The 22,184-nt window shown below is 71.7% G+C and carries 18 protein-coding genes; 10 read left to right on the plus strand and 8 right to left on the minus strand.

Features of this window, described 5'->3' with window-relative positions; translation table 11 throughout:
• The first annotated feature begins 90 nt into the window (after nucleotides 1–90).
• A complete protein-coding gene (locus tag ACZ7DY_RS12585; RefSeq protein WP_471133590.1) occupies nucleotides 91–1,296 on the plus strand; it encodes a cation:proton antiporter in 1,206 nt (401 codons plus the stop codon).
• Between the two features lie 13 nt (nucleotides 1,297–1,309).
• Here the strand turns inward: ACZ7DY_RS12585 and ACZ7DY_RS12590 are convergent, their stop codons facing one another.
• Nucleotides 1,310–2,494, minus strand: coding sequence for a PP2C family protein-serine/threonine phosphatase (locus tag ACZ7DY_RS12590; protein WP_471133593.1), 1,185 nt, complete (start codon nucleotides 2,492–2,494; stop codon nucleotides 1,310–1,312).
• A 151-nt stretch (nucleotides 2,495–2,645) separates the two neighbouring features.
• Here ACZ7DY_RS12590 and ACZ7DY_RS12595 point away from each other — a divergent pair, with 151 nt between their 5' ends.
• Nucleotides 2,646–3,875, plus strand: a complete 1,230-nt coding sequence (locus ACZ7DY_RS12595) for a GNAT family N-acetyltransferase (protein WP_471133596.1) — start codon at nucleotides 2,646–2,648, stop codon at nucleotides 3,873–3,875.
• Between the two features lie 25 nt (nucleotides 3,876–3,900).
• Here the strand turns inward: ACZ7DY_RS12595 and ACZ7DY_RS12600 are convergent, their stop codons facing one another.
• The 3 genes from ACZ7DY_RS12600 to ACZ7DY_RS12610 form a co-directional block, all read right to left on the minus strand.
• A complete protein-coding gene (locus tag ACZ7DY_RS12600) occupies nucleotides 3,901–4,125 on the minus strand; it encodes a superinfection immunity protein (RefSeq protein ID WP_471133599.1) in 225 nt (74 codons plus the stop codon).
• A gap of 65 nt (nucleotides 4,126–4,190) precedes the next feature.
• The gene (locus tag ACZ7DY_RS12605; protein WP_471133602.1) at nucleotides 4,191–5,003 is read right to left on the minus strand and encodes an Fpg/Nei family DNA glycosylase; all 813 of its coding nucleotides are present in this window, start codon (nucleotides 5,001–5,003) and stop codon (nucleotides 4,191–4,193) included.
• Nucleotides 5,004–5,094: 91 nt separating this feature from the next.
• Nucleotides 5,095–5,580, minus strand: a complete 486-nt coding sequence (locus ACZ7DY_RS12610) for a ribose-5-phosphate isomerase (protein WP_471133604.1) — start codon at nucleotides 5,578–5,580, stop codon at nucleotides 5,095–5,097.
• 184 nt (nucleotides 5,581–5,764) lie between these two features.
• Here ACZ7DY_RS12610 and ACZ7DY_RS12615 point away from each other — a divergent pair, with 184 nt between their 5' ends.
• Together ACZ7DY_RS12615 and ACZ7DY_RS12620 are read left to right on the plus strand one after the other, a co-directional pair.
• Nucleotides 5,765–7,249 carry an amino acid permease gene (locus ACZ7DY_RS12615; RefSeq protein WP_471133606.1) on the plus strand — a complete coding sequence of 495 codons (1,485 nt, stop codon included), beginning with the start codon at nucleotides 5,765–5,767 and terminating at the stop codon, nucleotides 7,247–7,249.
• A 209-nt stretch (nucleotides 7,250–7,458) separates the two neighbouring features.
• The gene (locus tag ACZ7DY_RS12620) at nucleotides 7,459–8,808 is read left to right on the plus strand and encodes an FAD-binding oxidoreductase (RefSeq protein WP_471133608.1); all 1,350 of its coding nucleotides are present in this window, start codon (nucleotides 7,459–7,461) and stop codon (nucleotides 8,806–8,808) included.
• An 18-nt stretch (nucleotides 8,809–8,826) separates the two neighbouring features.
• Here ACZ7DY_RS12620 and ACZ7DY_RS12625 read toward each other — a convergent pair whose 3' ends face one another.
• Nucleotides 8,827–9,402, minus strand: coding sequence for a biotin transporter BioY (locus tag ACZ7DY_RS12625; RefSeq protein ID WP_471133611.1), 576 nt, complete (start codon nucleotides 9,400–9,402; stop codon nucleotides 8,827–8,829).
• A 263-nt stretch (nucleotides 9,403–9,665) separates the two neighbouring features.
• On the opposite strand from ACZ7DY_RS12625, the gene ACZ7DY_RS12630 reads away from it, so the two are divergent.
• From ACZ7DY_RS12630 to ACZ7DY_RS12645, 4 genes are all read left to right on the plus strand, one after another.
• Nucleotides 9,666–11,129, plus strand: coding sequence for an amino acid permease (locus ACZ7DY_RS12630; protein ID WP_471133614.1), 1,464 nt, complete (start codon nucleotides 9,666–9,668; stop codon nucleotides 11,127–11,129).
• A gap of 176 nt (nucleotides 11,130–11,305) precedes the next feature.
• The gene (locus ACZ7DY_RS12635) at nucleotides 11,306–12,751 is read left to right on the plus strand and encodes an amino acid permease (protein ID WP_471133616.1); all 1,446 of its coding nucleotides are present in this window, start codon (nucleotides 11,306–11,308) and stop codon (nucleotides 12,749–12,751) included.
• Between the two features lie 158 nt (nucleotides 12,752–12,909).
• Nucleotides 12,910–13,560 (plus strand): superoxide dismutase, encoded by a 651-nt coding sequence (locus ACZ7DY_RS12640; protein WP_362339562.1) that lies wholly within the window; start codon nucleotides 12,910–12,912, stop codon nucleotides 13,558–13,560.
• 163 nt (nucleotides 13,561–13,723) lie between these two features.
• The gene (locus tag ACZ7DY_RS12645) at nucleotides 13,724–13,930 is read left to right on the plus strand and encodes a hypothetical protein (RefSeq protein ID WP_471133619.1); all 207 of its coding nucleotides are present in this window, start codon (nucleotides 13,724–13,726) and stop codon (nucleotides 13,928–13,930) included.
• A gap of 11 nt (nucleotides 13,931–13,941) precedes the next feature.
• Here ACZ7DY_RS12645 and ACZ7DY_RS12650 read toward each other — a convergent pair whose 3' ends face one another.
• A complete protein-coding gene (locus tag ACZ7DY_RS12650; RefSeq protein ID WP_471133622.1) occupies nucleotides 13,942–14,586 on the minus strand; it encodes a mycothiol-dependent nitroreductase Rv2466c family protein in 645 nt (214 codons plus the stop codon).
• A gap of 159 nt (nucleotides 14,587–14,745) precedes the next feature.
• Here ACZ7DY_RS12650 and pepN point away from each other — a divergent pair, with 159 nt between their 5' ends.
• Complete coding sequence (gene pepN / locus ACZ7DY_RS12655) at nucleotides 14,746–17,319, plus strand: aminopeptidase N (protein ID WP_471133625.1); 2,574 nt, start codon at nucleotides 14,746–14,748, stop codon at nucleotides 17,317–17,319.
• 628 nt (nucleotides 17,320–17,947) lie between these two features.
• Nucleotides 17,948–18,991, plus strand: coding sequence for a hypothetical protein (locus tag ACZ7DY_RS12660; RefSeq protein ID WP_471133627.1), 1,044 nt, complete (start codon nucleotides 17,948–17,950; stop codon nucleotides 18,989–18,991).
• A 74-nt stretch (nucleotides 18,992–19,065) separates the two neighbouring features.
• Here the strand turns inward: ACZ7DY_RS12660 and ACZ7DY_RS12665 are convergent, their stop codons facing one another.
• A complete protein-coding gene (locus ACZ7DY_RS12665) occupies nucleotides 19,066–20,229 on the minus strand; it encodes a serine hydrolase domain-containing protein (protein ID WP_471133630.1) in 1,164 nt (387 codons plus the stop codon).
• A gap of 102 nt (nucleotides 20,230–20,331) precedes the next feature.
• Nucleotides 20,332–22,143, minus strand: coding sequence for a TIGR03767 family metallophosphoesterase (locus ACZ7DY_RS12670; RefSeq protein ID WP_471133632.1), 1,812 nt, complete (start codon nucleotides 22,141–22,143; stop codon nucleotides 20,332–20,334).
• Nucleotides 22,144–22,184: the final 41 nt, after the last annotated feature.

The following is a 22,184-nucleotide window of genomic DNA, read 5'->3' on the forward strand; positions in this document are numbered from 1 at the left end:
TAATCTAAGTATTGACGCGTCCTTGACGCTCTCTTTGCCAACCCCTACCGGAGGAACGGGCCCATCGGACACGCAGACACCCTGATAGCCATGGGCGGCGCCTTTCTCGCCGCCGCCGTCCTCGCCCGCATCGGCGGGCGCATCGGACTCCCCACCATCCCCCTCTTCATCCTGGCCGGGATCCTCCTCGGCCCCCACACCCCCGGCGTGGTCCTGGTCTCCGACCCCCACGACCTGGAGATGCTCTCGGCACTCGGCCTGGTCCTGCTCCTCTTCTACCTGGGCCTGGAGTTCCACCTGGACGACCTCAAGACGGGCGGCCGCAAGATGGCCCTCGCCGGAGGCACCTACCTCGCCCTGAACGTCGGCGCCGGCCTGGGCTTCGGATTCGCGCTCGGCTGGGGCACCTCCGAAGCGCTGGTCCTCGCCGGGGTGCTCGGCATCTCGTCCTCGGCGATCGTCACGAAGGTCCTGGTCGACACGGGCCGCCTCGGCAACCCGGAGACCAAGCCGATCCTCGGCATCATCGTCGTCGAGGACATCTTCCTCGCGCTCTACCTCGCGGCCCTGCAGCCCGTCCTGTCCGGCGCGGACAGCCTCGCGGCGGCGGTCATGGACGGCGGCAAGGCGTTCGGCTTCCTGCTGCTGCTCGCCCTCGTCGCCCGCTTCGGCACGAAGGTCGTCGGGCGGCTCATGGACACCAGGGACGACGAGCTGCTCGTCATCTCCTTCCTCGGGGCCGCGGTCTTCGTCGCCGGGGTCTCGGAGTGGTTCGGGGTCGCGGACGCGATCGGCGCGTTCATGGTCGGCCTGATGGTGGGCAGCACGGCGTCCGGCGAACGCGTCCGCAAGCTGGTGCATCCGCTGCGGGACGCGTTCGGGGCGATCTTCTTCTTCGCGTTCGGGCTCTCCATCGACCCCGGTGACCTGCCGGTGGTGGTGTGGCCGGTGCTCGCCGCGGTCGCGGTGACGCTCCTGATGAACGTCCTCGCCGGCCTCGGCGCGGCCCGCGTGTACGGGTTCGGGGCGGGCCCCGCGGCGAACATCTCTACCACCCTGCTCGCGCGCGGCGAGTTCGCGCTGATCCTCGCCACGATGGCGGCGGGCGCGGGGCTCGACGAGCGGCTCTCCCCCTTCATCGCGGGGTATGTGCTGCTGCTCGCGGTCCTCGGCCCCCTGGCGGCGGGCCGGTCGGAGTGGCTGGCGCGGGTGCTGCCGGGCGGCGGTGTCCAGGCGGTGGCCGGGCCCCGTTCGTCCGGGAAGGAAGAACGGGCCTCCGCGAACAGCGTGCCGTAGCCGGAGCCGGGGTTCACGCCTCCCGGCAGATCAGCAGGAGCGCCCTGTCGTCGTTCACGTCCTTCGCGACCGCCTCGATCAGATGCCAGGCCGCCCCGTGGAAGCCCCCGGCCACATACCGGTCGGCCTCGCCCGTCAGGCGGTCCATGCCCTCGGCGATGTCCCGGTCGGAGGTCTCGACGAGGCCGTCCGTGAAGAGCATGAGGACGTCGCCGGGGCGCAGGACGCCCTTGACGGGGTCGAACTGCGCGCCGTCGTACACCCCGAGGAGCGGGCCCTGGCCCGTCTTCTCCTCCCAGCGGCCGCTGCCCGCGCTGAGCTGGAGGCCCGGCGGATGGCCCGCGGAGAAGAGTTCGTAGTCGCCGGTCTCCAGGTCGAGGACGAGGTGGATGGAGGTCGCGAACCCCTCGTCCCAGTCCTGGCGGAGCAGGTAGCCGTTGGCGGCGGGCAGGAAGGCGTGCGGCGGCAGCGAGCCGAGCAGGCCGCCGAACGCCCCGGACAGGAGCAGCGCCCGCGACCCCGCGTCCATGCCCTTGCCCGAGACGTCGGTGAGCACGGCCTCCAGGGTGCGGCCGCCGTTGGTGCGGGCGGCGACCACGAAGTCGCCGGAGAAGGACTGGCCGCCGGCCGGGCGCAGCGCCATCTCGCGGTGCCAGCCGCGCGGCAGCTTCGGCAGCTTGCTCTGGACGCGGATGCGTTCGCGCAGGTCGAAGAGCATGGTGCCGCCGCCGCGCCAGGGCACGCCGACCCGGCTGCGGAACTGGGCGATGAGCAGCCCGAAGAAGCCGCATGCCGCGACGACGAGGACGGTGCCGGGGGTGACGCGGGAGGGGCCTTCGGTGTACGGGCCGAGCTGGACCGACTCCACGATGAGGGCGACCGCCGACGCCGCGTACAGGCCGAGGAGGCTGGCGGGGCGCAGCAGCAGGCCGCCGGCGACGATGGGCAGGACGAGCGCGGTCGGTGAGCACCAGACGTTGTTGACGATGGTGCCGAGGGTGATGACGGGGACGGTGAGGAGGAGGCCGGCGAGGGCGACCCAGTCCGAGCCGTCGCCGCGGAAGTAGTCGACCCCGGATTTGCGCAGCACGATGCGGACCCGGTGCAGCCGTTTCTTCATCCGGGCCGTGAACGTGTCGGCTTCCGCGCGCCGCTCGCCCCGCTCGCGCCGCGCTCGCCCTTCTCGTCGTACCGCCATTGCTCGTGGACCCTATCCAGCGGACCGCGCACTTCGCACGGGAGGTCCCAGTTGTCCCCCGTCCCGGGGCCTTCGCGCAAGGGGTCCCGCGGGCCCCGTGGAGCCCAGAAATCCTGTCGCACCGGACGTATCGCCCTGGTAGTCATGGCATATGACGACAGACGTGCGGGTGCTCGAAAAGGCTGAGTGGGACAGGTGGTACGGACTGCTGGACGTGGCCTTCGGCGGTGTCCCGGAGCCACCCGAGGAGCGCGAACTGTGGAGCGGCCTCGTCGCGTACGACCGGTCGATCGGCGTGTGGGACGCGGAGGAGTGCGTGGGGGCGGCGGGGTCGTTCGCCTTCCGTCTCTCGGTGCCGGGCGGGGCTCTGGTGGACGCGGCGGGCGTGACGATGGTCGGCGTCGCCGCCACCCACCGCAGGCGCGGCATCCTGACGTCGATGATGCGCAGGCAGCTGGACGACGTCCGCGCGTGGGGTGAGCCGCTGGCCGTCCTCACCGCCTCCGAGCCGGCCATCTACGGCCGGTTCGGGTACGGCGCGGCGACGTATCAGATGAAGGTCGACGTCGACACGGCCCGGGTGCGGCTGTCCGTCCCCGCGGGTACGGACGACGTGCGTCTGCGGTACGCGAAGCCGGACGACGTCCACGACGCGTGCGAGGCGCTGTACGCACGCCTGGTGACCGGGCGTCCGGGCATGCTGGCCCGCCAGCCGGGCTGGGAGCGGCTCAGGCTGCTCGACCCGCCGAGCGAGCGCAACGGGGCGTCGCCGCTGCAGTGCGTGGTCGCCGAGCGCGACGGCGAGCTCGTCGGGTACACACGGTTCGCCGTCAAGCCCGAGTGGGACTGGCAGGGCCCCAAGGGCACCGTGCACCTCCGCGACCTGGAGGCCCTCGACCCGGCGGCGTACGCGGCGCTGTGGCGGTTCCTCTTCGGCATCGACCTGACGTCGTCGGTCTCGGTGCACAACCGCCCGGTGGACGACCCGCTGCTGCACCTGGTCTCGGACGTCCGGCGCTGTGACCTGTCGGTGCGGGACTCGCTGTACGTACGGCTCGTGGAGGTGGGCGCGGCCCTTGAGGCGCGGACCTACCAGGCGCCCGTGGACGTGGTGTTCGAGGTCGAGGACGCCTTCTGCCCCTGGAACGCGGGGCGTTGGCGGCTGACCGGGGACGCCAAGGGGGCCTCGTGCGAGCGCACCGAGGACGCGGCCGACCTCGCCCTGTCCGTACGGGAGTTGGGCTCGGCGTATCTCGGCGGCGTCTCCCTGTCGTCCCTGGCGGCGGCGGGGCGAGTGCGGGAGCTGCGGCAGGGCGCGCTGGCCGAGGCTTCAATGGCCTTCGGCTCGGACGTGGCGCCTTGGCTGCCGCACGGCTTCTAGCCGGGGGGCCTCGGGCGGGCCGGCCTCAGGCGGGCCGGCCCGCGGGGGCGCCGGTCTTGCGGGTCGCCAGGTAGAGGGCGATCAGCCAGCCGATGACCGAGGCGCCGAAGACGAGGTTGATGAGGAGCACCAGCCAGCGGTGCTCCGACTCGCGGTTGAAGGCGATGAGGGACGGCAGCAGGTAGACGGCGACGAAGAGCACCCCGACCGCGATGGCGAGGGGACCGTCGATCCAGTCGGTTCCGAACATGTGGTGATCCCCCGTCGTGCCTGGTGGTGCGGTCGGTCGATCCTACGCGCGGCCGGTCGTCCGGCTCAGGCGGGCCGCTGGCAGGTGGGGCACCAGAAGAGGTTGCGGGCCGCGAGGCCGGCGGTGCGGATCTCGCCGCCGCAGAGGTGGCAGGGCTGGTTCGCCCTGCGGTAGACGTAGACCTCGCCGCCGTGGTCGTCGACGCGCGGCGGGCGGCCCATCGCCTCGGGGGTGTGCTCGGGCCTGACGGTGTCGATGCGGTTGAGGCGGACGCCCTCGCGCATCAGGGCGACGAGGTCCGCCCAGATCGCGTCCCACTGCGCCTCGGTGAGGTCCTTGCCCGGGGTGTACGGGTCGATGCCGTGCCGGAAGAGGACCTCCGCGCGGTAGACGTTGCCGACGCCCGCGATGACCTTCTGGTCCATGAGGAGGGCGGCGACGGTGGTCCGGCTGCGGGAGACGCGGCGGTAGGCCTTGGCCGGGTCGTCACCCTCGCGCAGCGGGTCCGGGCCCAGGCGGTCGTGTATCGCCTGCTTCTCCTCGTCCGTGATGAGGGCGCAGGTGGTGGGGCCGCGGAGGTCGGAGTAGTACGCCTCGTTCTGGAGGCGGAGGCGGACGGTGTCCGTGGGCGGCGGGGCCGGGGTCCCGCCGAGGGTGTACTTGCCGAAGAGGCCGAGGTGGATGTGGACCCACCCGGTTTCGGCGAAGCCGAGGAAGAGGTGCTTGCCGTGTGCCTCGGCGGTCTCCATGACCTGGCCGGTGAGCAGGGCCGCGCTGTCGCTGAACTTGCCCTGCGGGCTGCGTGCCGTCACCGGTTTCCCGGCGAACCGCTCCAGGTGGTCGGCGGCGAGCCGGTGAATGGTGTGCCCCTCCGGCATGGTCTCCCTTTGGGGTGCGTGGGGAGGGGCTGAGGAATCAGCCCCTCCGGCGTTCGAGGAACGGGGTCCGGGGCTTGACCCCGTGGCCTCGCTACGGCTGGGGGTGGTGGGCGGGGATCGCGGGCAGCTCGCCCGTCTCCTCGTAGCGGGAGAGCATCTCGATGCGGCGCGTGTGGCGCTCCTCACCGGAGTACGGCGTGCTCAGGAAGATCTCGACGAACTTCGTCGCCTCCTCCTGGGTGTGCATCCGGCCGCCGATGGAGATGACGTTGGCGTCGTTGTGCTCGCGGCCGAGCGCGGCGGTCTGCTCGCTCCAGGCCAGGGCCGCCCGCACGCCCTTCACCTTGTTCGCGGCGATCTGCTCGCCGTTGCCGGAGCCGCCGATGACGATGCCGAGCGCCTCCGGGTCCGCGGCGGTCTTCTCCGCGGCACGCAGGCAGAACGGCGGGTAGTCGTCCTGGGCGTCATAGATGTGGGGCCCGCAGTCGACGGGCTCGTGGCCGTGGCTCTTGAGCCATTCGACCAAGTGGTTCTTGAGTTCGTAGCCGGCATGATCCGAGCCGAGGTACACGCGCATGCGTCCGAGTGTGGCACGTCGGGAGCCGGGTAGCCGCGACCGGGGCAGATCCTTGATCTCCCAGGTCGGGACCTTGGTCCAGGCCTTTGGCTTGAATACAACGATCCGGATTCAGGACTTCCGTCCCGTTCACCCCTGAGTTTGAATGCGGGGGCTCGTGACCCGAGAACTTAAGGATTCGTCCATGACCTCGCAACCCTCCCTTGCGAAGGCAGACAGCACCCCCTCATCCCCCGGGGATCCGCAGTCTGGCCACCGTGGTGACACCGACGGCCTGAAAGCGGGTCTCAAGAACCGCCACCTCTCCATGATCGCCATCGGCGGTGTGATCGGCGCCGGTCTCTTCGTCGGCTCCGGCTCCGGCATCGCCGCCGCCGGGCCCGCCATCCTCATCTCGTACGCCCTCGTCGGCACGATGGTCGTCCTCGTGATGCGGATGCTCGGCGAGATGGCCGCCGCACGGCCCGCGTCCGGCTCCTTCTCCACCTACGCCGACCAGGCGCTCGGCCGCTGGGCCGGCTTCTCCATCGGCTGGCTCTACTGGTTCTTCTGGGTCGTCGTCCTCGCGGTGGAGGCCACCGCGGGCGCCGTGATCCTCAACGGCTGGATACCCGCCGTACCGCAGTGGGGCTGGGCGCTCATCGTGATGGTCGTGCTCACCGCGACCAACCTCGTCTCGGTGGGCTCCTACGGCGAGTTCGAGTTCTGGTTCGCCGGGATCAAGGTCGTCGCCATCGGCGGCTTCGTGATCATCGGGCTGCTCGCCGTCTTCGGCGTCCTGCCCGGCTCCGACAACCCCGGCGCCGGTTTCGCGCACCTCACCGACGCGGGCGGCTTCATGCCCAAGGGCGCGGGCGCCATCCTCACCGGCGTGCTGATGGTCGTCTTCTCCTTCATGGGCAGCGAGATCGTCACGCTGGCCGCCGGTGAGTCCGAGGACCCGCAGCGCGCGGTCACCAAGGCGACCAACAGCGTCATCTGGCGCATCGGCGTCTTCTACCTGGGCTCGATCTTCGTCGTCATCACCCTGTTGCCGTGGAACTCCAAGGCGATCACCGAGGACGGCAGCTACGTCGCCGCCCTCAACTCGATCGGCATCCCGCACGCCGGCCAGGTCATGAACGTCATCGTCCTCACGGCCGTGCTCTCCTGCCTCAACTCCGGCCTCTACACCGCCTCCCGGATGGCCTTCTCGCTCGGCCAGCGCGGCGACGCGCCCAAGGCGTTCGCGCGCACCAACTCCCGCGGCGTGCCGCAGGCCGCCATCCTCGGCTCCGTCGTCTTCGGTTTCGTCGCCGTCTGGTTCAACTACCAGTGGAAGGACACCGTCTTCGACTTCCTGCTCAACTCCTCGGGCGCGGTGGCCCTCTTCGTGTGGCTGATCATCAGCTTCACGCAGCTGCGGATGCGCGGGATCATCCTGCGCGAGGAGCCGGAGAAGCTGGTCGTGAAGATGTGGCTCTTCCCGTACCTGACGTGGGTCACGATCGCGATGATCTCCTTCGTCCTCGTCTACATGCTGACCGACGAGGCCGGCCGCAAGCAGGTGCTGCTCTCGCTCCTCGCGGCGGCGTTCGTGGTCGCCTTCTCGCTGATCCGCGAGAAGATCCGGCCCCGGGGCGCGGTCCCGGCGGCCGGCACCCCGGCGAAGGACCCCGTCGACGGCTGACCCCGCCATCCCGTACGTACGACGCCCCCGCGGCCCTCAGCGCGGGGGCGTCGTCGTGTCCGTGCCCGGATGATTTCCGGTCGGCGCCGGGAAAAGCTGACGGCCGGTGTCACGTTATTGCGGGATGCTCTCCCCCGTCGGACGAGACACCCGTCTCAGGGGCCGGGCGCGGCGACACCGCCGTACGCCGCCCGGCCGTACGCCGCTCAATGGAGGCACCCGTGGACTTCACCGCACAGCGACTCGTGTTCCGGCCGGGCGACACCGGCTACGACGAGGAACTCGCGGGAATGCAGACCGGCTTCACGACACGGCCCGCCCTCGTCTTCGGCGCCCGCGACGCCGACGACGTCGTGGCGGCGGTCCGGCACGCCGCCGCGGCGGGCCTGCCCGTCGGCGTGCAGGCCACCGGGCACGGCGTACCGGGGTCCTCGGAGGGCGGCGTCCTGATCACCACCCGGCGGATGGACGCGGTCCGGGTCGACGCCGCCGCGCGCACCGTCACCGTCGGCGCCGGCGCCCGCTGGGACCGGGTCGCCGAGGCCGCGGCACCGCACGGCCTCGCCCCGCTGAACGGCACCGCGCCGACCGTCGGCGTCGTCTCGTACACGCTCGGCGGCGGGCTCGGCATCCTGGGCCGGGAGTTCGGGTACGCGGCCGACCACGTCCGCGCGCTCGACGTCGTCACCGCGGACGGCGTCCTGCGCCACGTCACGGCGGAGAGCGACCCGGAGCTGTTCTGGGGGCTGCTCGGCGGCGGCGCCAACCTCGGCGTCGTCACGGAGCTGGAGATCGGCCTGGTGCCGGTGGCCCGGCTGTACGGCGGCGCCCTCTCGTTCGACGGCACCGAGGTGGAGCCCGCCGCGGTGTTCGCCGGCTACGAGCGGTGGACGCGGACCCTGCCCGACGAGGTGACCTCGTCGCTCGCCGCGCTCGTCTACCCGGACCTGCCACAGCTCCCGCCGCACCTGCGGGGCCGCTACCTCGTCGTGATCCGGGTCGCGTTCACCGGCCCGGAGGCCGAGGGCGAGCGGCTGGTGGCGCCGCTGCGCGAGCTCGGGCCCACCGTGTCGGACACGCTGCGGGAGATGCCGTACGCGGAGAGCCCCACCATCCACGGCGACCCGGACTTCCCGCACGCCTACTACGGCGACAACGTGCTCCTGAGCGGCCTCGACGTCGCCGCGGCCGGCGAGATCCTCGCGCTGACCGGGCCCGGGGCGGCCTCGATGCACATCCTCCAGGTCAACCACCTGGGCGGCGCCCTGGCCCGGCCCGCGCCCAACGCGGTGCCGTACCGCGACGCGGACTGGCTGGTCCGGATCGTGTCGCCGCTGGACGGCACGGACGGCACGGACGTCGAGGCGCTGCGGGCCGTGCACGCGCAGGCGTTCGGCCTGGTGGCGCCGCAGACCCTGGGGCGGTCCCTCAACTTCGTCTTCGGCGGCAACGACCGCACGGAGGGGCTGTACGACACGGAAACGCGGAAGAGGCTCGCCGCGTTGAAGGCCACGTATGACCCGGCGAGCCTCTTCAGGCGGAACTACACCGTCGGCTGAACCGACGGACGGCGACCGTCAGCGGTCGAGGAACTTCCACGCCGTCGGCAGCGCGCCCATCGCGAGCGCGGCCTTCAGGGCGTCGCCGATCAGGAAGGGCGTGAGGCCGGCGGCGACGGCCTGGGTCAGCGACATGCCGGTGGCGGCGGCCAGGTACGGGACGCCGACCGCGTAGATGATCGCGGAGCCGAGGACCATCGTGCCCGCGGTGCGCAGCACGGACCGGTCGCCGCCGCGGCGGGCGAGGGCGCCCACCGCGGTGGCGGCGAGCAGCATGCCGAAGACGTAGCCGAGGGAGGGCGCGGCGGTGCCGGAGCCCGCCTGCGCGAACCACGGCATGCCGGCCATGCCCACGAGGGCGTACAGGGCGAGCGAGAGGAAGCCGCGGCGGGCGCCCAGCGAGGTGCCGACGAGCAGCGCGGCGAAGGTCTGGCCGGTCACCGGCACCGGGGAGCCCGGCACGGGCACCGCGATCTGGGCGGCGATCCCGGTGAGCGCGGCGCCGCCGAGCACGAGCACCGCGTCCTTCACGCGGGACGCGGGCAGCAGGTCGGCGAGGACCAGACCGGGGCGGGTGGTGGCGGCGATGCTCATCGGGGACTCCGCGGGGGACGTGGGCAGGTTGGGACGCGTCGACGCTATCCCAGGCGCCGCCGCGGCCACACGGTCTCCGGGTGACAACCGAGGGGCGGGGCCTTGGTGGGCTCCGGACAAAGGGCCGCGTGTACACCTCGGACGGCGTGACGCTCGTCACGGAGGTGAGCGGGTGGGCGCCTCATTTTGCGCGAGGGGCCGCTCCCCGGGGAGACTGTGGAGTCCCGCCAAAGCCTTGTGACCCCCGAGAGCAGCCTGAGCACATGCACGACGCACCGCCCGAAGGACCGGCGCCCGGTACCGGGGGTACGAGGGGGAAGGCCGGCCCGCCCGCGCCGGCGACGGCCGCCCCGCTGCCCGGCGAGGGGAGCGAGCCGCTCTCCGGCGGGCTCAAGCAGCGCCACCTCACCATGCTCGGCCTCGGCGGCGTCATCGGCGCCGGCCTCTTCGTGGGGTCGGGCGCGGGGATCTCCGTCGCGGGGCCCGGCATCGTCGTCTCGTATCTGATCGCGGGCGCCCTGGCGATGTGCGTGATGCGGATGCTCGGCGAGATGTCGGCCGCGATGCCCGCGTCGGGCTCCTTCTCCGTGCACGCGGAGCGCGCGCTGGGGCGTTGGGCGGGCTTCAGCGTCGGCTGGCTCTACTGGTTCCTGCTGGTGGTCGTGCTCGCCGTGGAGGCGACCGGGGCCGCTCAGATCGCCAACGGCTGGGCGCCCGGGGTGCCGCAGTGGGCCTGGGTGCTGGTCTTCATGGTGGTGTTCACCGCCGCCAACCTCGCCTCGGTGAAGAACTTCGGCGAGTTCGAGTTCTGGTTCGCGGCGCTGAAGGTCTTCGCGATCGTCGCGTTCCTCGTCCTCGGCCTGCTCGCGGTCTTCGGGGTGCTCCCGGACACCGACCCGGTGGGCCTGACCAACCTCACCGGGCGGGGCGGCTTCCTGCCGAACGGCTGGGAGGGCGTCGTCTCCGGCGTGCTCGCCGTCGTCTTCGCCTTCGGCGGCCTGGAGGTCGTCACGATCGCCGCGGCCGAGTCCGACGACCCGGTGCGCTCGGTCGCCCGCGCGGTGCGCAGCGCGGTCTACCGGATCCTCTTCTTCTACGTCGGGTCGATGCTGGTCATCGTGACCGTGCTGCCGTGGACGGCGCAGAAGGCCGGGGCCAGTCCGTACGTCACGGTCCTCGACTCGATCGGCGTGCCGTCGGCCGGGACGATCATGAACATCGTGGTGTTCGTGGCGCTCCTCTCGGCGCTCAACGCCAATCTCTACGGCTCGTCCCGGATGGTCTTCTCGCTGGCGGAGCGCGGCGAGGCGCCCAAGGCGCTGCTGACGGTGTCGGGCGGCGGGGTGCCGCGCCGCGCGGTCCTCGCCTCCGTCGCCTTCGGGTTCGTCTCGGTCGTGCTCAATCTGAAGTGGCCCGACTCGGTCTTCCTCTACATGCTCAACTCCGTCGGCGCGGTGCTCCTCTTCGTCTGGGCGCTGATCGCGGTCTCGCAGCTGCGGCTGCGCCGGCGCGTCGAGCGGGAGGCGCCGGAGCGGCTGGTGCTGCGGATGTGGGCGTTCCCGTATCTGACGTGGGCGGCGCTCGCGGCGATGGCCGCGGTGCTCGTGCTGATGCTGACGGACGACGGGGCGCGGCCGCAGCTGCTGTGGTCGGCGGGGGCGACGGGGCTCGTCCTGGTGATCGCGGGGGTGCGGGAGTGGCGCGGGAGCCGCACGGGGCGCGAGTGAACGGCAGATGAACATGTTGTGCGCAAGTCTTCACAACGTGTGAGCGTCGTGTCCGTATAGCGGTCAACTGTTCCCTGTCAGCGGTACCGCGGCTCAGACTGTGGGCCGCTCTCTCCCCGTCTCACGCACTCCCGTCTCGCACTCTCCCCGTCTCGGCTAGTGAACAGGGCACGCCCATGTCTCGGACGTCCACCCCGCAGGACGCAGCACCTGACGCACCACCCAAGGCCGACTCCCCGCTCGTCCACGGCCTCAAGCAGCGGCATCTCTCCATGATCGCGCTCGGTGGCGTGATCGGCGCCGGCCTCTTCGTGGGCTCCGGCGCGGGCATCGCCGCGGCAGGCCCCTCGATCGTCCTCGCCTACGCGGTCTCCGGCGCGCTCGTCATGCTCGTGATGCGCATGCTGGGCGAGATGTCGGCGGCGAACCCGGCGTCGGGCTCCTTCTCCGTCCACGCCGAGCGGGCCATCGGGCCCTGGGCGGGCTTCACCGCGGGCTGGGGCTTCTGGTTCCTGCTCTGCGTCGCCGTCGGCCTGGAGGGCATCGGCGCGGCGAAGATCATGGTCGGCTGGTTCCCCGACAGCCCGGAGTGGGCCTGGGTCGCCCTGTTCATGCTGGTCTTCTGCGGCTCGAACCTGACGGCCGTGAAGAACTTCGGCGAGTTCGAGTTCTGGTTCGCCGCCCTCAAGGTCGGCGCCATCACGCTCTTCCTCGGCATCGGCGTCCTCGCGATCCTCGGCATCCTGCCCGGCTCGGACACCTCGGCCCCCGGCCTCGAGAACCTCACCGGCGAGGGCGGCTTCATGCCGAACGGCACGGACGGCCTGATCATCGGCCTGCTCGCCTCCGTCTTCGCGTACGGCGGTCTGGAGACCGTCACGATCGCCGCCGCCGAGTCCGAGAACCCGGTCAAGAGCGTCGCCAAGGCCGTGCGCACCGCGATGTGGCGCATCGCCGTCTTCTACGTCGGCTCGATGCTCGTCGTCGTCACGCTGCTGCCGTGGGACAACAAGGAAGTCGTCGCCAAGGGCCCCTACGTCGCCACCCTCGACCACCTGGGCATCCCCGGCGCCGGCGAGATCATGAACGTCATCGTCCTGGTCGCCCTGCTCTCCGCGATGAACGCCAACATCTACGGCGCCTCGCGCATGTCGTACTCGCTGATCGAGCGGGGCCAGGGCCCGAAGGCGCTGGGCCGCGTGTACAGCGGCGTGCCGCGCCTCGCCGTCCTCGCCTCCTCGGTCTTCGGCTTCGTCTGCGTCCTGCTCAGCTACTGGCGCCCCGACGACGTCTTCCCCTGGCTGCTCAACATGATCGGCGCGATGATCCTGGTCGTCTGGATCTTCATCGCCGTCTCGCAGCTGATCCTGCGCCGCAGGACCGAGCGCGAGGCGCCGGAGAAGCTGGTCGTGCGCATGTGGGCGTTCCCGTTCCTGACCTGGGTGGCGCTGGCCGCGATGGCGTACGTGTTCTACCTGATGACCGATCAGCCGGACACCCGCAAGCAGCTCCTCGCCACCGGCGCGCTGACGCTGGCGCTCGCCGTGATCGGCGTTGTGCGGCAGAAGCTGGCGGAGCGGGCGACGGTGGGAGCCTCCGCCTCCGCCCCCACTTCTGAGTAAACGTTTCCGCACGCGGAAGGGCCCCGGGTCGACGACCCGGGGCCCTTTGCCATGTCCGTGGTCCTAGGACGAAGGGCTGATCAACTTCGCGGGCTTCCTGCTGCTAGCCTGCACTTGCGCATGAATTGCAATAAGCAGCAGTCGGAGGGCTCGGACTCATGGCCATTTACACGCTTCCTGAACTTCCGTACGACTACGCGGCGCTCGAACCGGTCATCAACCCGCAGATCATCGAGCTGCACCACGACAAGCACCACGCGGCGTACGTGAAGGGCGCGAACGACACCCTTGAGCAGCTGGAGGAGGCGCGCGACAAGGAGACCTGGGGCGCCATCAACGGCCTGGAGAAGAACCTCGCCTTCCACCTCTCCGGCCACATCCTGCACAGCATCTACTGGCACAACATGAACAGCCCCAAGGACGGTGGCGGCGGCGAGCCGCTGGCCGCCGACGGCGTCGGTGACCTTGCGGACGCCATCACCGAGTCCTTCGGCTCCTTCGCCAAGTTCAAGGCCCAGCTGACCAAGGCCTCGGCGACGACGCAGGGTTCGGGCTGGGGCGTGCTCGCCTACGAGCCGCTCAGCGGGCGCCTCATCGTCGAGCAGGTCTACGACCACCAGGGCAACGTCGGCCAGGGCTCGACGCCGATCCTGGTCTTCGACGCCTGGGAGCACGCCTTCTACCTGCAGTACAAGAACCAGAAGGTCGACTTCATCGAGGCCATGTGGCAGGTCGTCAACTGGCAGGACGTGGCCAAGCGCTACGCGGCCGCCAAGGAGCGGGTCAACAGCCTGCTGCTGGCCCCGTGAGACACGGCTGTCACCGGCTCCCCCGGTGACAGCCGCCGAACACCCTGCCTCGTGATCGTCTTCTCAACTTTCGCCGGGGCGGGCGGAGAGAGGAAAGGCCCCCGTGAGGACGTGACTCACGGGGGCCTTTCGGTACGCCGGATTCCGGGGCACGGTGGCCGTCATGGTGGACGAGAAGCACTGCCCCACATGCCGCGAACTGCACCTCTTCCGGCCCGTCGAGCCGGCCGAGGAGGATTTCATCGCCCGGACCACGGGGCGCGCGCACGCCCGCGGCTACTGGCGCTGCACCAACCCCGGCTGCCTGTGGGTGCAGCCGTACCACGTGCAGAGCAAGGGGTTCCGGCTGCCCGCCGAGCTCTTCGGCTGACGGGCGCCCGGTCAGTCGAAGATCGGACCCTGCGTCCGCGTCCGCTTGATCTCGTAGAAGCCCGGCGTCGACGCCACGAGCAGCGTGCCGTCCCAGAGCTTCGCCGCGGCCTCGCCCTTGGGGGCCGGGGTCACCACGGGACCGAAGAAGGCGATCTGGTCGCCGTCGGCGCCGGGGACGGCGATGACGGGCGTGCCGACCTCCTGGCCGACCTTGTCGATGCCCTCCTTGTGGGAGGCGCGCAGCTCCTTGTCGTACACGTCGGAGTCCATGTGGTCGACGAGGGCGGCGGGGAGACCGACGTCCTCCAGGGCGCCGATGATCGCCTGCCGGACGTCGTCGCTCTCGCCCCGGTTGTGGAAGCGGGTGCCGAGCGCGGTGTAGAGCTTTCCGAGGACCTCGTCGCCGTGCTCCTGCTGGGCGGCGATCACCACGCGGACCGGGCCCCAGGCCTTCGTCTCCAGCCACTCGCGGTACTCCTCGGGGAGCTGGTCGAGCTTGTCCTCGTTCAGGACGGCAAGACTCATCACGTGCCAGCGGACCCGCACGTCACGGACCTTCTCGACCTCGAGCATCCAGCGCGACGTCATCCAGGCCCACGGGCAGAGCGGGTCGAACCAGAAGTCGACGGGGGTCTTGCTGTCGTTCTCGGACATGTCTCTCCCTAGGGAATCCGTTCGCATCTGCCCGGGGAAACGTCAGTGGCGCACCGGGGCATTCCCGGATGCCGGCCGGAGACGGCCCATGCGAGGATCGTAGACATTCGTACGAGTCAGGCGAATCACAGTCATGCGAGTCACAAGGGAGTGCCGCCCGTGCCCGGTGAGAATCTGTCCCGCGACGAGGCCCACGAGAGGGCCGCGCTGCTCTCCGTCGACGGGTACGAGGTCTTCCTCGACCTGCGTTCGGCGGTGGGCGAGAGCGGTCAGGAGCCGCGCACGTTCCGTTCGGTGACGACCATCCGCTTCCGCGGCGAGCCGGGCGCCGCGACCTTCGCGGACCTGATCGCGCCGAGCGTCACGGCCGTCTCGCTCAACGGCAAGGACCTGGACCCCTCCGAAGTCTTCGACGGCACCAGGATCGCCCTGGAGGAGCTGGCCGAGGAGAACGAACTGGTGGTGGACGCCCAGTGCGCCTACAGCCGCACCGGTGAGGGCATGCACCGCTTCGTCGACCCCGAGGACGGCGAGGTCTACCTCTACACGCAGTACGAGCCGGCGGACGCCCGCCGCGTCTTCGCCACCTTCGAACAGCCCGACCTGAAGGCGCCCTACCGCTTCCAGGTCCAGGCACCCGAGGGCTGGACCGCCTGGTCCAACGGCGTGGGCGAACTGGCCGACGGCGTATGGACGTTCGCCGAGACGAAGCCGATCTCGACGTACATCACGGCGGTCGTGGCCGGCCCCTACCACTATGTGACCGACACCTACGAGCGCGTCCTCGCGGACGGCACCCGCCTGGAGATCCCCCTCGGCGCCATGTGCCGCAAGGGCCTCGCCCCGCACTTCGACGCCGACGACGTCTTCCTCGTCACCAAGCAGGGCCTGGACTTCTTCCACGACAACTTCGACTGCCCGTACCCCTTCGGCAAGTACGACCAGGCGTTCGTGCCCGAGTACAACCTCGGCGCGATGGAGAACCCGGGCCTGGTGACCTTCCGCGAGGAGTTCATCTTCCGCGGCAAGGTGACCCAGGCGTCGTACGAGCGCCGGGCCAACGTGATCCTCCACGAGATGGCCCACATGTGGTTCGGCGACCTCGTCACCATGCGGTGGTGGGACGACCTGTGGCTCAAGGAGTCCTTCGCCGACTTCATGGGCTCCTTCTCGATGGTCGAAGCCACCCGCTTCACCAACGGCTGGATCACCTTCGCCAACAACCGCAAGGCGTGGGCCTACCGCGCCGACCAGCTGCCCTCCACCCACCCGGTCACGGCCGACATCCGCGACCTGGAGGACGCCAAGCTCAACTTCGACGGCATCACCTACGCCAAGGGCGCGAGCGTCCTCAAGCAGCTCGTCGCCTACGTCGGCCGTGAGGCGTTCCTGGAGGGCGCCCGCCGCTACTTCAAGCGGCACGCGTACGGCAACACCGTCCTCGGCGACCTCCTCTCGGTCCTGGAGGAGACGTCCGGACGCGACATGGCGTCCTGGTCCCGCTCCTGGCTCCAGACGGCGGGCGTCAACTCCCTGACCCCGCAGGTCATCCTGAACGCGGAGGGCCGGATCACCGAGCTCTCCGTCCTCCAGGAGGCCGCCGAGTCCCACCCCGAACTGCGGCCCCACCGCGTGGCCGTCGGCCTGTACCACCGCACCTCCGGCGGCGACCTGGAGCGGTACGCCCGCGCCGAGGTCGACGTCGACGGGCCCCGCACGGTCGTGGCCGAACTGGCCGGCGAGGCCGCGCCCGAGCTGGTCCTGGTCAACGACGACGACCTGACGTACTGCAAGATCCGCTTCGACGAGAACTCCCTCGCGACCCTCCGGGACCACCTCGGCGACCTCACCGACCCGCTGGCGCGCGCCCTGTGCTGGTCGGCCCTGTGGAACCTCACGCGGGACGGCCTCATGCCCGCCCGTGACTTCGTCGGCCTGGTCCTCCGCTTCGCCGGACAGGAGAGCGACATCGGCGTCCTGCAGATGCTGCACGCCTGGGCCAACTCCGCCGTCACGCACTACGCCGCGCCCGACTGGCGCGAGGAGGGCGGCCGGGCGCTCGCCGAAGGTGCCCTGCGGGAGCTGCGCATCGCGGCGCCGGGCAGCCAGCACCAGCTGACGTGGGCACGCTTCTTCGCCTCCGTCGCGTCGTCCGCCGCCGACCTGCAGCTGCTGCAGGGCCTCCTTGCGGGCAACGCCAAGATCGACGGCCTGGAGATCGACCAGGAACTGCGCTGGGCGTTCCTCGGCCCGCTGGCCGCGCACGGCGTCGCCGGCGAGGACGTCCTCGCCGCGGAGCTGGCCCGGGACGACACGGCATCCGGCAAGCGCCACCAGGTGCGGTGCCTGGCCGCGCGGCCCTCCGCGGCGGTCAAGGCCCAGGCGTGGGCCTCCGTCGTGGAGTCCGACGCCCTGTCGAACGCGCTGGTCGAGGCGACGATCTCGGGTTTCGCCCAGTCCTCGCAGCGTGAGCTGACCGCTCCGTACGCCGCGAAGTACTTCGCCGCCATCGAGCGGGTCTGGGCCGACCGCTCCATCCAGATCGGCATGGACGTGGTGAAGGGCCTCTTCCCCCACCTCCAGGGCGACGAGGCGACGCTGGCGGCGGCGGACGCGTGGCTCTCCGCGCACGAGGCGAGCGCGCCGGCCCTGCGCCGCCTCGTCCTGGAGGCCCGGGACGACCTCGCCCGCGCCCTCCACGCCCAGGCGTGCGACGCGGCCGCCACACGGTAGCGGTAGCCCTCCGGGGGGCGGGGGTGGGGGGCTGGTCGTCGTTGGCGCGCCCTGCCCCTGCGGGGCTCGGTGCGGGTGAGCGGGGCTCTCCGGCTGCCGGCCGTCCCAGGACTACGCCGCCGCTTCGCGGCGAATGTCCCCACCCGCCCACCCGTTTACCCCGCAACGTCCCGCGGGGTAGGAGCACAGGCCCGCCCTCGCCCACAGACCAAGCCGCCGCTTCGCGCCCGATCACCCCCACCCACCCGTTTACCCCGCAACGTCCCGCGGGGTAGGAGCACAGGTCCGCCCTCGGCGGCAGGCCAAGCCGCCGCTTCGCGGCGGATCGTCCCCACCCACCCACCCGTTTACCCGGCGACGCACGGCTGGGTAGGGGCGGTTCGGCCGGCCCTTCGTCCACCTGGCGGTGCGGGGTAAACGGGTGGGTGGGTGGGAGGCATCCGCCGCGAAGCGGCGGGGTAGGGCCCGCCCCCCGGCCTCAGCGGGAGAACGAGCCCCCCCGCCCCCCGAAGGAGGCCCCTGCTCATCGGCAGTCGAACGCCCGTGCTTTAGGGCGAGCTTGTCCGGGTTTGTCGACGGACGTGTAACAGCGGTTAGCGGAGCGGGCGGGCGCGGGAACGACCGGGGCATGAACCACGACACCCCGCTCTCGCCCCGCCCCCTCCAGCACCTCGCCACCGCCCGCCTCCGCGTCATGAGCACCGCCCAGCTCGGCGAGCACGGCGTCTCCGCGGCGGAGGCCGGCGCCCACTGCCGCCCCGGCGGGTCCTGGCAGCAACTGCTGCCGGGCGTCTGCCTGTTGCACCCGGGGCCGCCGACCAGCGAGGAGCGCCTGCACGGTGCCCTGCTCTACGCGGGCCGCCCGCCGGCCCGTGAGGCCAGGGCCGTGCCCGCCCAGCCCCGCGCGGGCGAACCGCACGCCCCGTACGCGGACGCGATGATCACGGGGCTCGCCGCGCTGGCCCTGCACCGTTTCTCGTCCGCTCCCCCGCTGCTCTCCCTGGACCGCATCGACGTCCTGGTGCCCCGCACCCGGCGGCTGCGTTCCGTGGGGTTCGCGCGGCTGGTGCGCAGCCCGCAGATGCCGACTCCCCAGCAGATCACGGGCGTTCCGGTGGCACCGGTGCCGCGCGCCCTCGCCGACGCCGTGGCGCAGCTCACCGAGGCGGGTGCGGTCCGTCGGCTGCTCACCGAGGCGGTGAGCGGCGGGCACTGCGAACCGGCCGCGCTGGTCCGGGAGTTGAACAGTGCCCGGCTGCTCACCCGCCCGCACGTCGTGGACGCCGTCGACTCGCTGCTCGCCGAGGGGCGGGCCATCGCCGAGGACCGGCTGTACCGCATGGTCGCCGAGCACGCCCTGCCCGACCCGCTGTGGAACGTCGACCTGCGCCTGCCCGGCGGCCCGCACCTGGGCGGCGTCGACGCCTACTGGCCGGACCAGGCCGTCGCCGTGGAGCTGGACACGCGGGCCCCGCGCCAGGACGAGGACGCCCTGTGGTCCGAGTACGTGCGCAAGCGCGAGCATTTGGAGCGGCTCGGCATCACCGTCGTACACATCACCCCGAAGAAGCTCAGGGATTCCCTGGAGCAGCAGGCCACCGTGGTGCGCACCGCGCTGATGGCGTCGATCGACCGTGATCCGGCCGCGTATGTGGTCGTGCTGCCCAGGTAGCGGGAGGGCGAAGCACCGGGGGGGCGGAACCCGGTGGCGGGGTCCCGCGCTCCCCCGTACTCCGTACTCGCCACTCACCTCTTCGCGCAGAACTCCGCCTCGATCACCGCCGGTGCGTCGCCGCCGGGGCCGTTGAAGTTGAGGGCCATCGCGCGGCGGCCGTCCGCCGTGGCGCCCGCCGCGGACTGGGAGCCGTGGATGTCGCCGCCGTGGCCCCACAGGACCGTGCCGCAGCCGGTCCTGAAGGGTTCGAGGCCGAGTCCGTACCGCTGGCCGGGCCTGTCCTCGCCCTTGGGCACGGTCGTCTTCATCTCGGCGAGCTGCTTCCGGGGCAGGAGGCGGCCGCGCAGCAGGGCCGTGTAGAAGCGGTTGAGGTCGGCCGAGTCGGAGATCATCTCGCCGGCCGCGCCGCCGACGGACGGGTTGAGCTCGGTCACGTCGTGGAGCCGTGCCCCGGGTGCGTCGGTGAGTCTGGTGTAGGCCCGGGAGCTCGGGCGGGGCATGGCCGGGTCGGTGCCCGGCACGGTGGTGGCGCGCAGGGCGAGCGGTTCGATGATGCGCTTCTGGACCGCCCGCGCGTAGGGCGCTCCGGTGACCTTCTCGATGATCATGCCGGCGACGACGTAGTTGGTGTTGGAGTACTTCCACGCGGTGCCCGGCGGGAAGTCCGGCTCGTGGCGCATGGCCAGCGCGACCAGTTGGCCGGGGGTCCAGGTGTCGTAGCGGTGGACGAGGAACTCCTCGCTGAACACCTTGCGCCGGAACTCCTCGTCCTCGGTCACGTTGGCGATTCCGCTGGTGTGGTTGAGGAGTTGCCGCACCGTGACGCGGTCCCCGTCGTGGCCGTGGCCCTCGATCACGCCCGGCAGCCACTGCCCGACCGTGTCGTCGAGCGAGAGCCGGCCCTCGGCCTCCAGCTGGAGGAGGACGGTCGCGACGAAGGTCTTGGTGATGCTGCCGACGCGGTAGCGGTCGTGGGCGCCGCGCGGGGTCTGCCGGGCCAGGTCGCCGATGCCCGCGGCGGAGCTCCAGGGGCCGTGGCCGTCCTGCACCCGGACGGTCACGCCGGGGGCGTCCTCGTTCACCGCGGCCTCCATCGCCCGCTGGGTCGCGCGGTGCCGCTCCCCGTGTCCCGCCCCTCCCGGGGCGGCGGCGAGAGCGGGGGCCGCGAACGTGCTCGCCGCCACCGCGAGAACCACCGCCGCGGCCACCCCTGTCCGTCCCCTGAGACCTGTCATGTGCTGCCCCTTCCTGCCCTTTTCCGGTCACGACTGCTGTCGGCCGTGGGGACCCGGGGGCGGGGCGGAGGGTTGAGGAGACGGTGTGGGGTGGGGCCGGAATCAGCCCTTTCGCAGGATCAGTTCGGTGTTCCGGTCGCCCGCTTCACCGGCCAACGCGGGCTTGGCGCCAGGGGCGTTGAAGGACAGTTCGCGGTAGAGCGCGGCGAGACCCGTCTGCGAGAGATCGGCGAAATCCGTGCGGTGGGGTGCCGCGGATTCGATGAGGGTGGTGAAGACGGAGACCGTGCCGTCGTGGTTGTCGGTGAGCTCCACCACCCGGGCGAGCTGGGGGAAGTCGATGTGCGAGGCGGTGGAGACCTCCCAGAAGGAGCCGCGCGGGGTGCGGTGCGCGGTGATGGCGTTCTTGTGGCTGTGGCCGTTGACCCAGGCGAGGACGGAGGGGAACCGGCCGAGCAGAGAGACGATCTCGTCGCCGCCGTGCCGGGCCTCGCCGGGGCGGGCCGGGTCGTGGCGGAGGTTGCGCATGGTCCTGCTGGTGTGGTGGCTGAGGACGACGACGTACGACGGGCCGCCGGCGCGCCGTTCGTTGGCCTTCAGTTCGCGCTCCAGCCAGCGCAGTTGGGTGGTGCCGAGCGAGCCCTCGTAGTGGCCGCCGGGGTCGGTGGTGTCGAGGCTGATGCCGAGGACGTCGTCGCTGATGCGGAAGGAGTAGTACTGCGTGGCGGCGGCGAGGTTCTCCTGGGTGTAGCCGTGGCCGACGGGGCCGTGGCCCCGGTGGGCGGGGTCGAGATGGGCCCGGAGGTACTCGGCGGGGGTGAAGGGCGCCCGTGACGCGTCGGGGGTGACGGTCCGCATGCGCCGCCTCTCGCCCTTGAGGAGCTCCTTGAACCGCTCACCCTTGGGGTCATGGCCCTTCTTGACCGCCTTCCAGAGGGCGGCTCCGCGCTGCTCGTCGAGAGACATCAACTTGCGCCCGCCGGTGGCGAATTCGGTGAAGTACGGGTCGCGGGGCGCCCAGCAGCCGCCGGGCAGCGCGTCGTGGTTGCCGACCGTGGAGTACCAGGGCAGGCCGAGCCCGGGGCTGTGGACCTCGCGGATCGCGGCGTCGAGGAAGCCGTGCAGGCGCGGGAATCCGAGCCGTTTGTCGGCGTCGCGCAGGGCGTCGTCCGGGTGCCAGTACAGGGGCAGGCCGCTGGCCTGTACGCCTTCGTAGTGGCGCGGGTCGCCGGTGTTGGGGGTGATGCGGCCGCCGCTCATCACCTTGAGGAACCAGTCCAGTTCGGCACGGGAGTTGTTGTCGGTGTTGTCGCCGGTCGTCACGACGCAGTGCAGGGGGGCGCCGGTGGCGGGTGCGCCGCGCAGGGCGTTGACCCGTTCGACGAGGGCGACGGCGCCCGCCACCGACAGGGACTCGTGCGGCCGCCAGGCGCTCGCGGTCTGGGCGCGCAGATACTCGTAGCGCAGCGGGTGTTGTACGTCGACGAGGTGCAGGTCGGTGAATTGCACGAAGGCGGCGAGCGCGGTCCGCCGCCCCTCGCGCCCGGCCCGCGCGGCCGCCAGGTCACCGCGGACGACGCGCGGCCAGGCGGGCCCGTCGCCGAGCCGCCGGTAGCCGGTGGTGCCGCGCGGGGCGGCGGCGGTGAGCAGGGTGGTGCCGTGCTTGTACGGGGCGAGGGGTGCGGCGGGCGCCTGCCGGGAGCGCGGCACGGCGGCGTGGCCCGCGGGCGCGGCGTTCCCGGAGCCCGCGCCCGGACCCAGCGCGTGGCCGAGGCCGACGGAGAGGGTGACGGCTCCGGCGGCGGCGAGGAACGCGCGGCGGTCGGGCCGGGCCGGGCGGGAAGCGGCGCGGGCCGCGGCCGTGTCGGGGGCGGCTTGGTCGGTTGCGGTGGCGACAGAGCGTATGCGCGGCATGCGCGGTCTCCCCGGGTGCGAACGCGTCGGCAGTGGTCGCG

This window comes from Streptomyces sp. NPDC037013 (genome assembly GCF_055607265.1).

What these genes read in the sequence shown, in the direction of transcription:
- ACZ7DY_RS12585 (WP_471133590.1), top strand. Translation starts at nt 91, where the DNA reads ATGGGCGGCGCCTTTCTCGCCGCCGCCGTCCTCGCCCGCATCGGCGGG.
- ACZ7DY_RS12620 (WP_471133608.1), top strand. Translation starts at nt 7,459, where the DNA reads ATGGAGGCACCCGTGGACTTCACCGCACAGCGACTCGTGTTCCGGCCG.
- ACZ7DY_RS12595 (WP_471133596.1), top strand. Translation starts at nt 2,646, where the DNA reads ATGACGACAGACGTGCGGGTGCTCGAAAAGGCTGAGTGGGACAGGTGG.
- ACZ7DY_RS12605 (WP_471133602.1), bottom strand. Translation starts at nt 5,003, where the DNA reads ATGCCGGAGGGGCACACCATTCACCGGCTCGCCGCCGACCACCTGGAG.
- ACZ7DY_RS12610 (WP_471133604.1), bottom strand. Translation starts at nt 5,580, where the DNA reads ATGCGCGTGTACCTCGGCTCGGATCATGCCGGCTACGAACTCAAGAAC.
- ACZ7DY_RS12640 (WP_362339562.1), top strand. Translation starts at nt 12,910, where the DNA reads ATGGCCATTTACACGCTTCCTGAACTTCCGTACGACTACGCGGCGCTC.
- ACZ7DY_RS12635 (WP_471133616.1), top strand. Translation starts at nt 11,306, where the DNA reads ATGTCTCGGACGTCCACCCCGCAGGACGCAGCACCTGACGCACCACCC.
- ACZ7DY_RS12660 (WP_471133627.1), top strand. Translation starts at nt 17,948, where the DNA reads ATGAACCACGACACCCCGCTCTCGCCCCGCCCCCTCCAGCACCTCGCC.
- ACZ7DY_RS12625 (WP_471133611.1), bottom strand. Translation starts at nt 9,402, where the DNA reads ATGAGCATCGCCGCCACCACCCGCCCCGGTCTGGTCCTCGCCGACCTG.
- ACZ7DY_RS12615 (WP_471133606.1), top strand. Translation starts at nt 5,765, where the DNA reads ATGACCTCGCAACCCTCCCTTGCGAAGGCAGACAGCACCCCCTCATCC.
- ACZ7DY_RS12600 (WP_471133599.1), bottom strand. Translation starts at nt 4,125, where the DNA reads ATGTTCGGAACCGACTGGATCGACGGTCCCCTCGCCATCGCGGTCGGG.
- ACZ7DY_RS12665 (WP_471133630.1), bottom strand. Translation starts at nt 20,229, where the DNA reads ATGACAGGTCTCAGGGGACGGACAGGGGTGGCCGCGGCGGTGGTTCTC.
- ACZ7DY_RS12590 (WP_471133593.1), bottom strand. Translation starts at nt 2,494, where the DNA reads ATGGCGGTACGACGAGAAGGGCGAGCGCGGCGCGAGCGGGGCGAGCGG.
- ACZ7DY_RS12650 (WP_471133622.1), bottom strand. Translation starts at nt 14,586, where the DNA reads ATGTCCGAGAACGACAGCAAGACCCCCGTCGACTTCTGGTTCGACCCG.
- ACZ7DY_RS12630 (WP_471133614.1), top strand. Translation starts at nt 9,666, where the DNA reads ATGCACGACGCACCGCCCGAAGGACCGGCGCCCGGTACCGGGGGTACG.
- ACZ7DY_RS12670 (WP_471133632.1), bottom strand. Translation starts at nt 22,143, where the DNA reads ATGCCGCGCATACGCTCTGTCGCCACCGCAACCGACCAAGCCGCCCCC.
- ACZ7DY_RS12645 (WP_471133619.1), top strand. Translation starts at nt 13,724, where the DNA reads ATGGTGGACGAGAAGCACTGCCCCACATGCCGCGAACTGCACCTCTTC.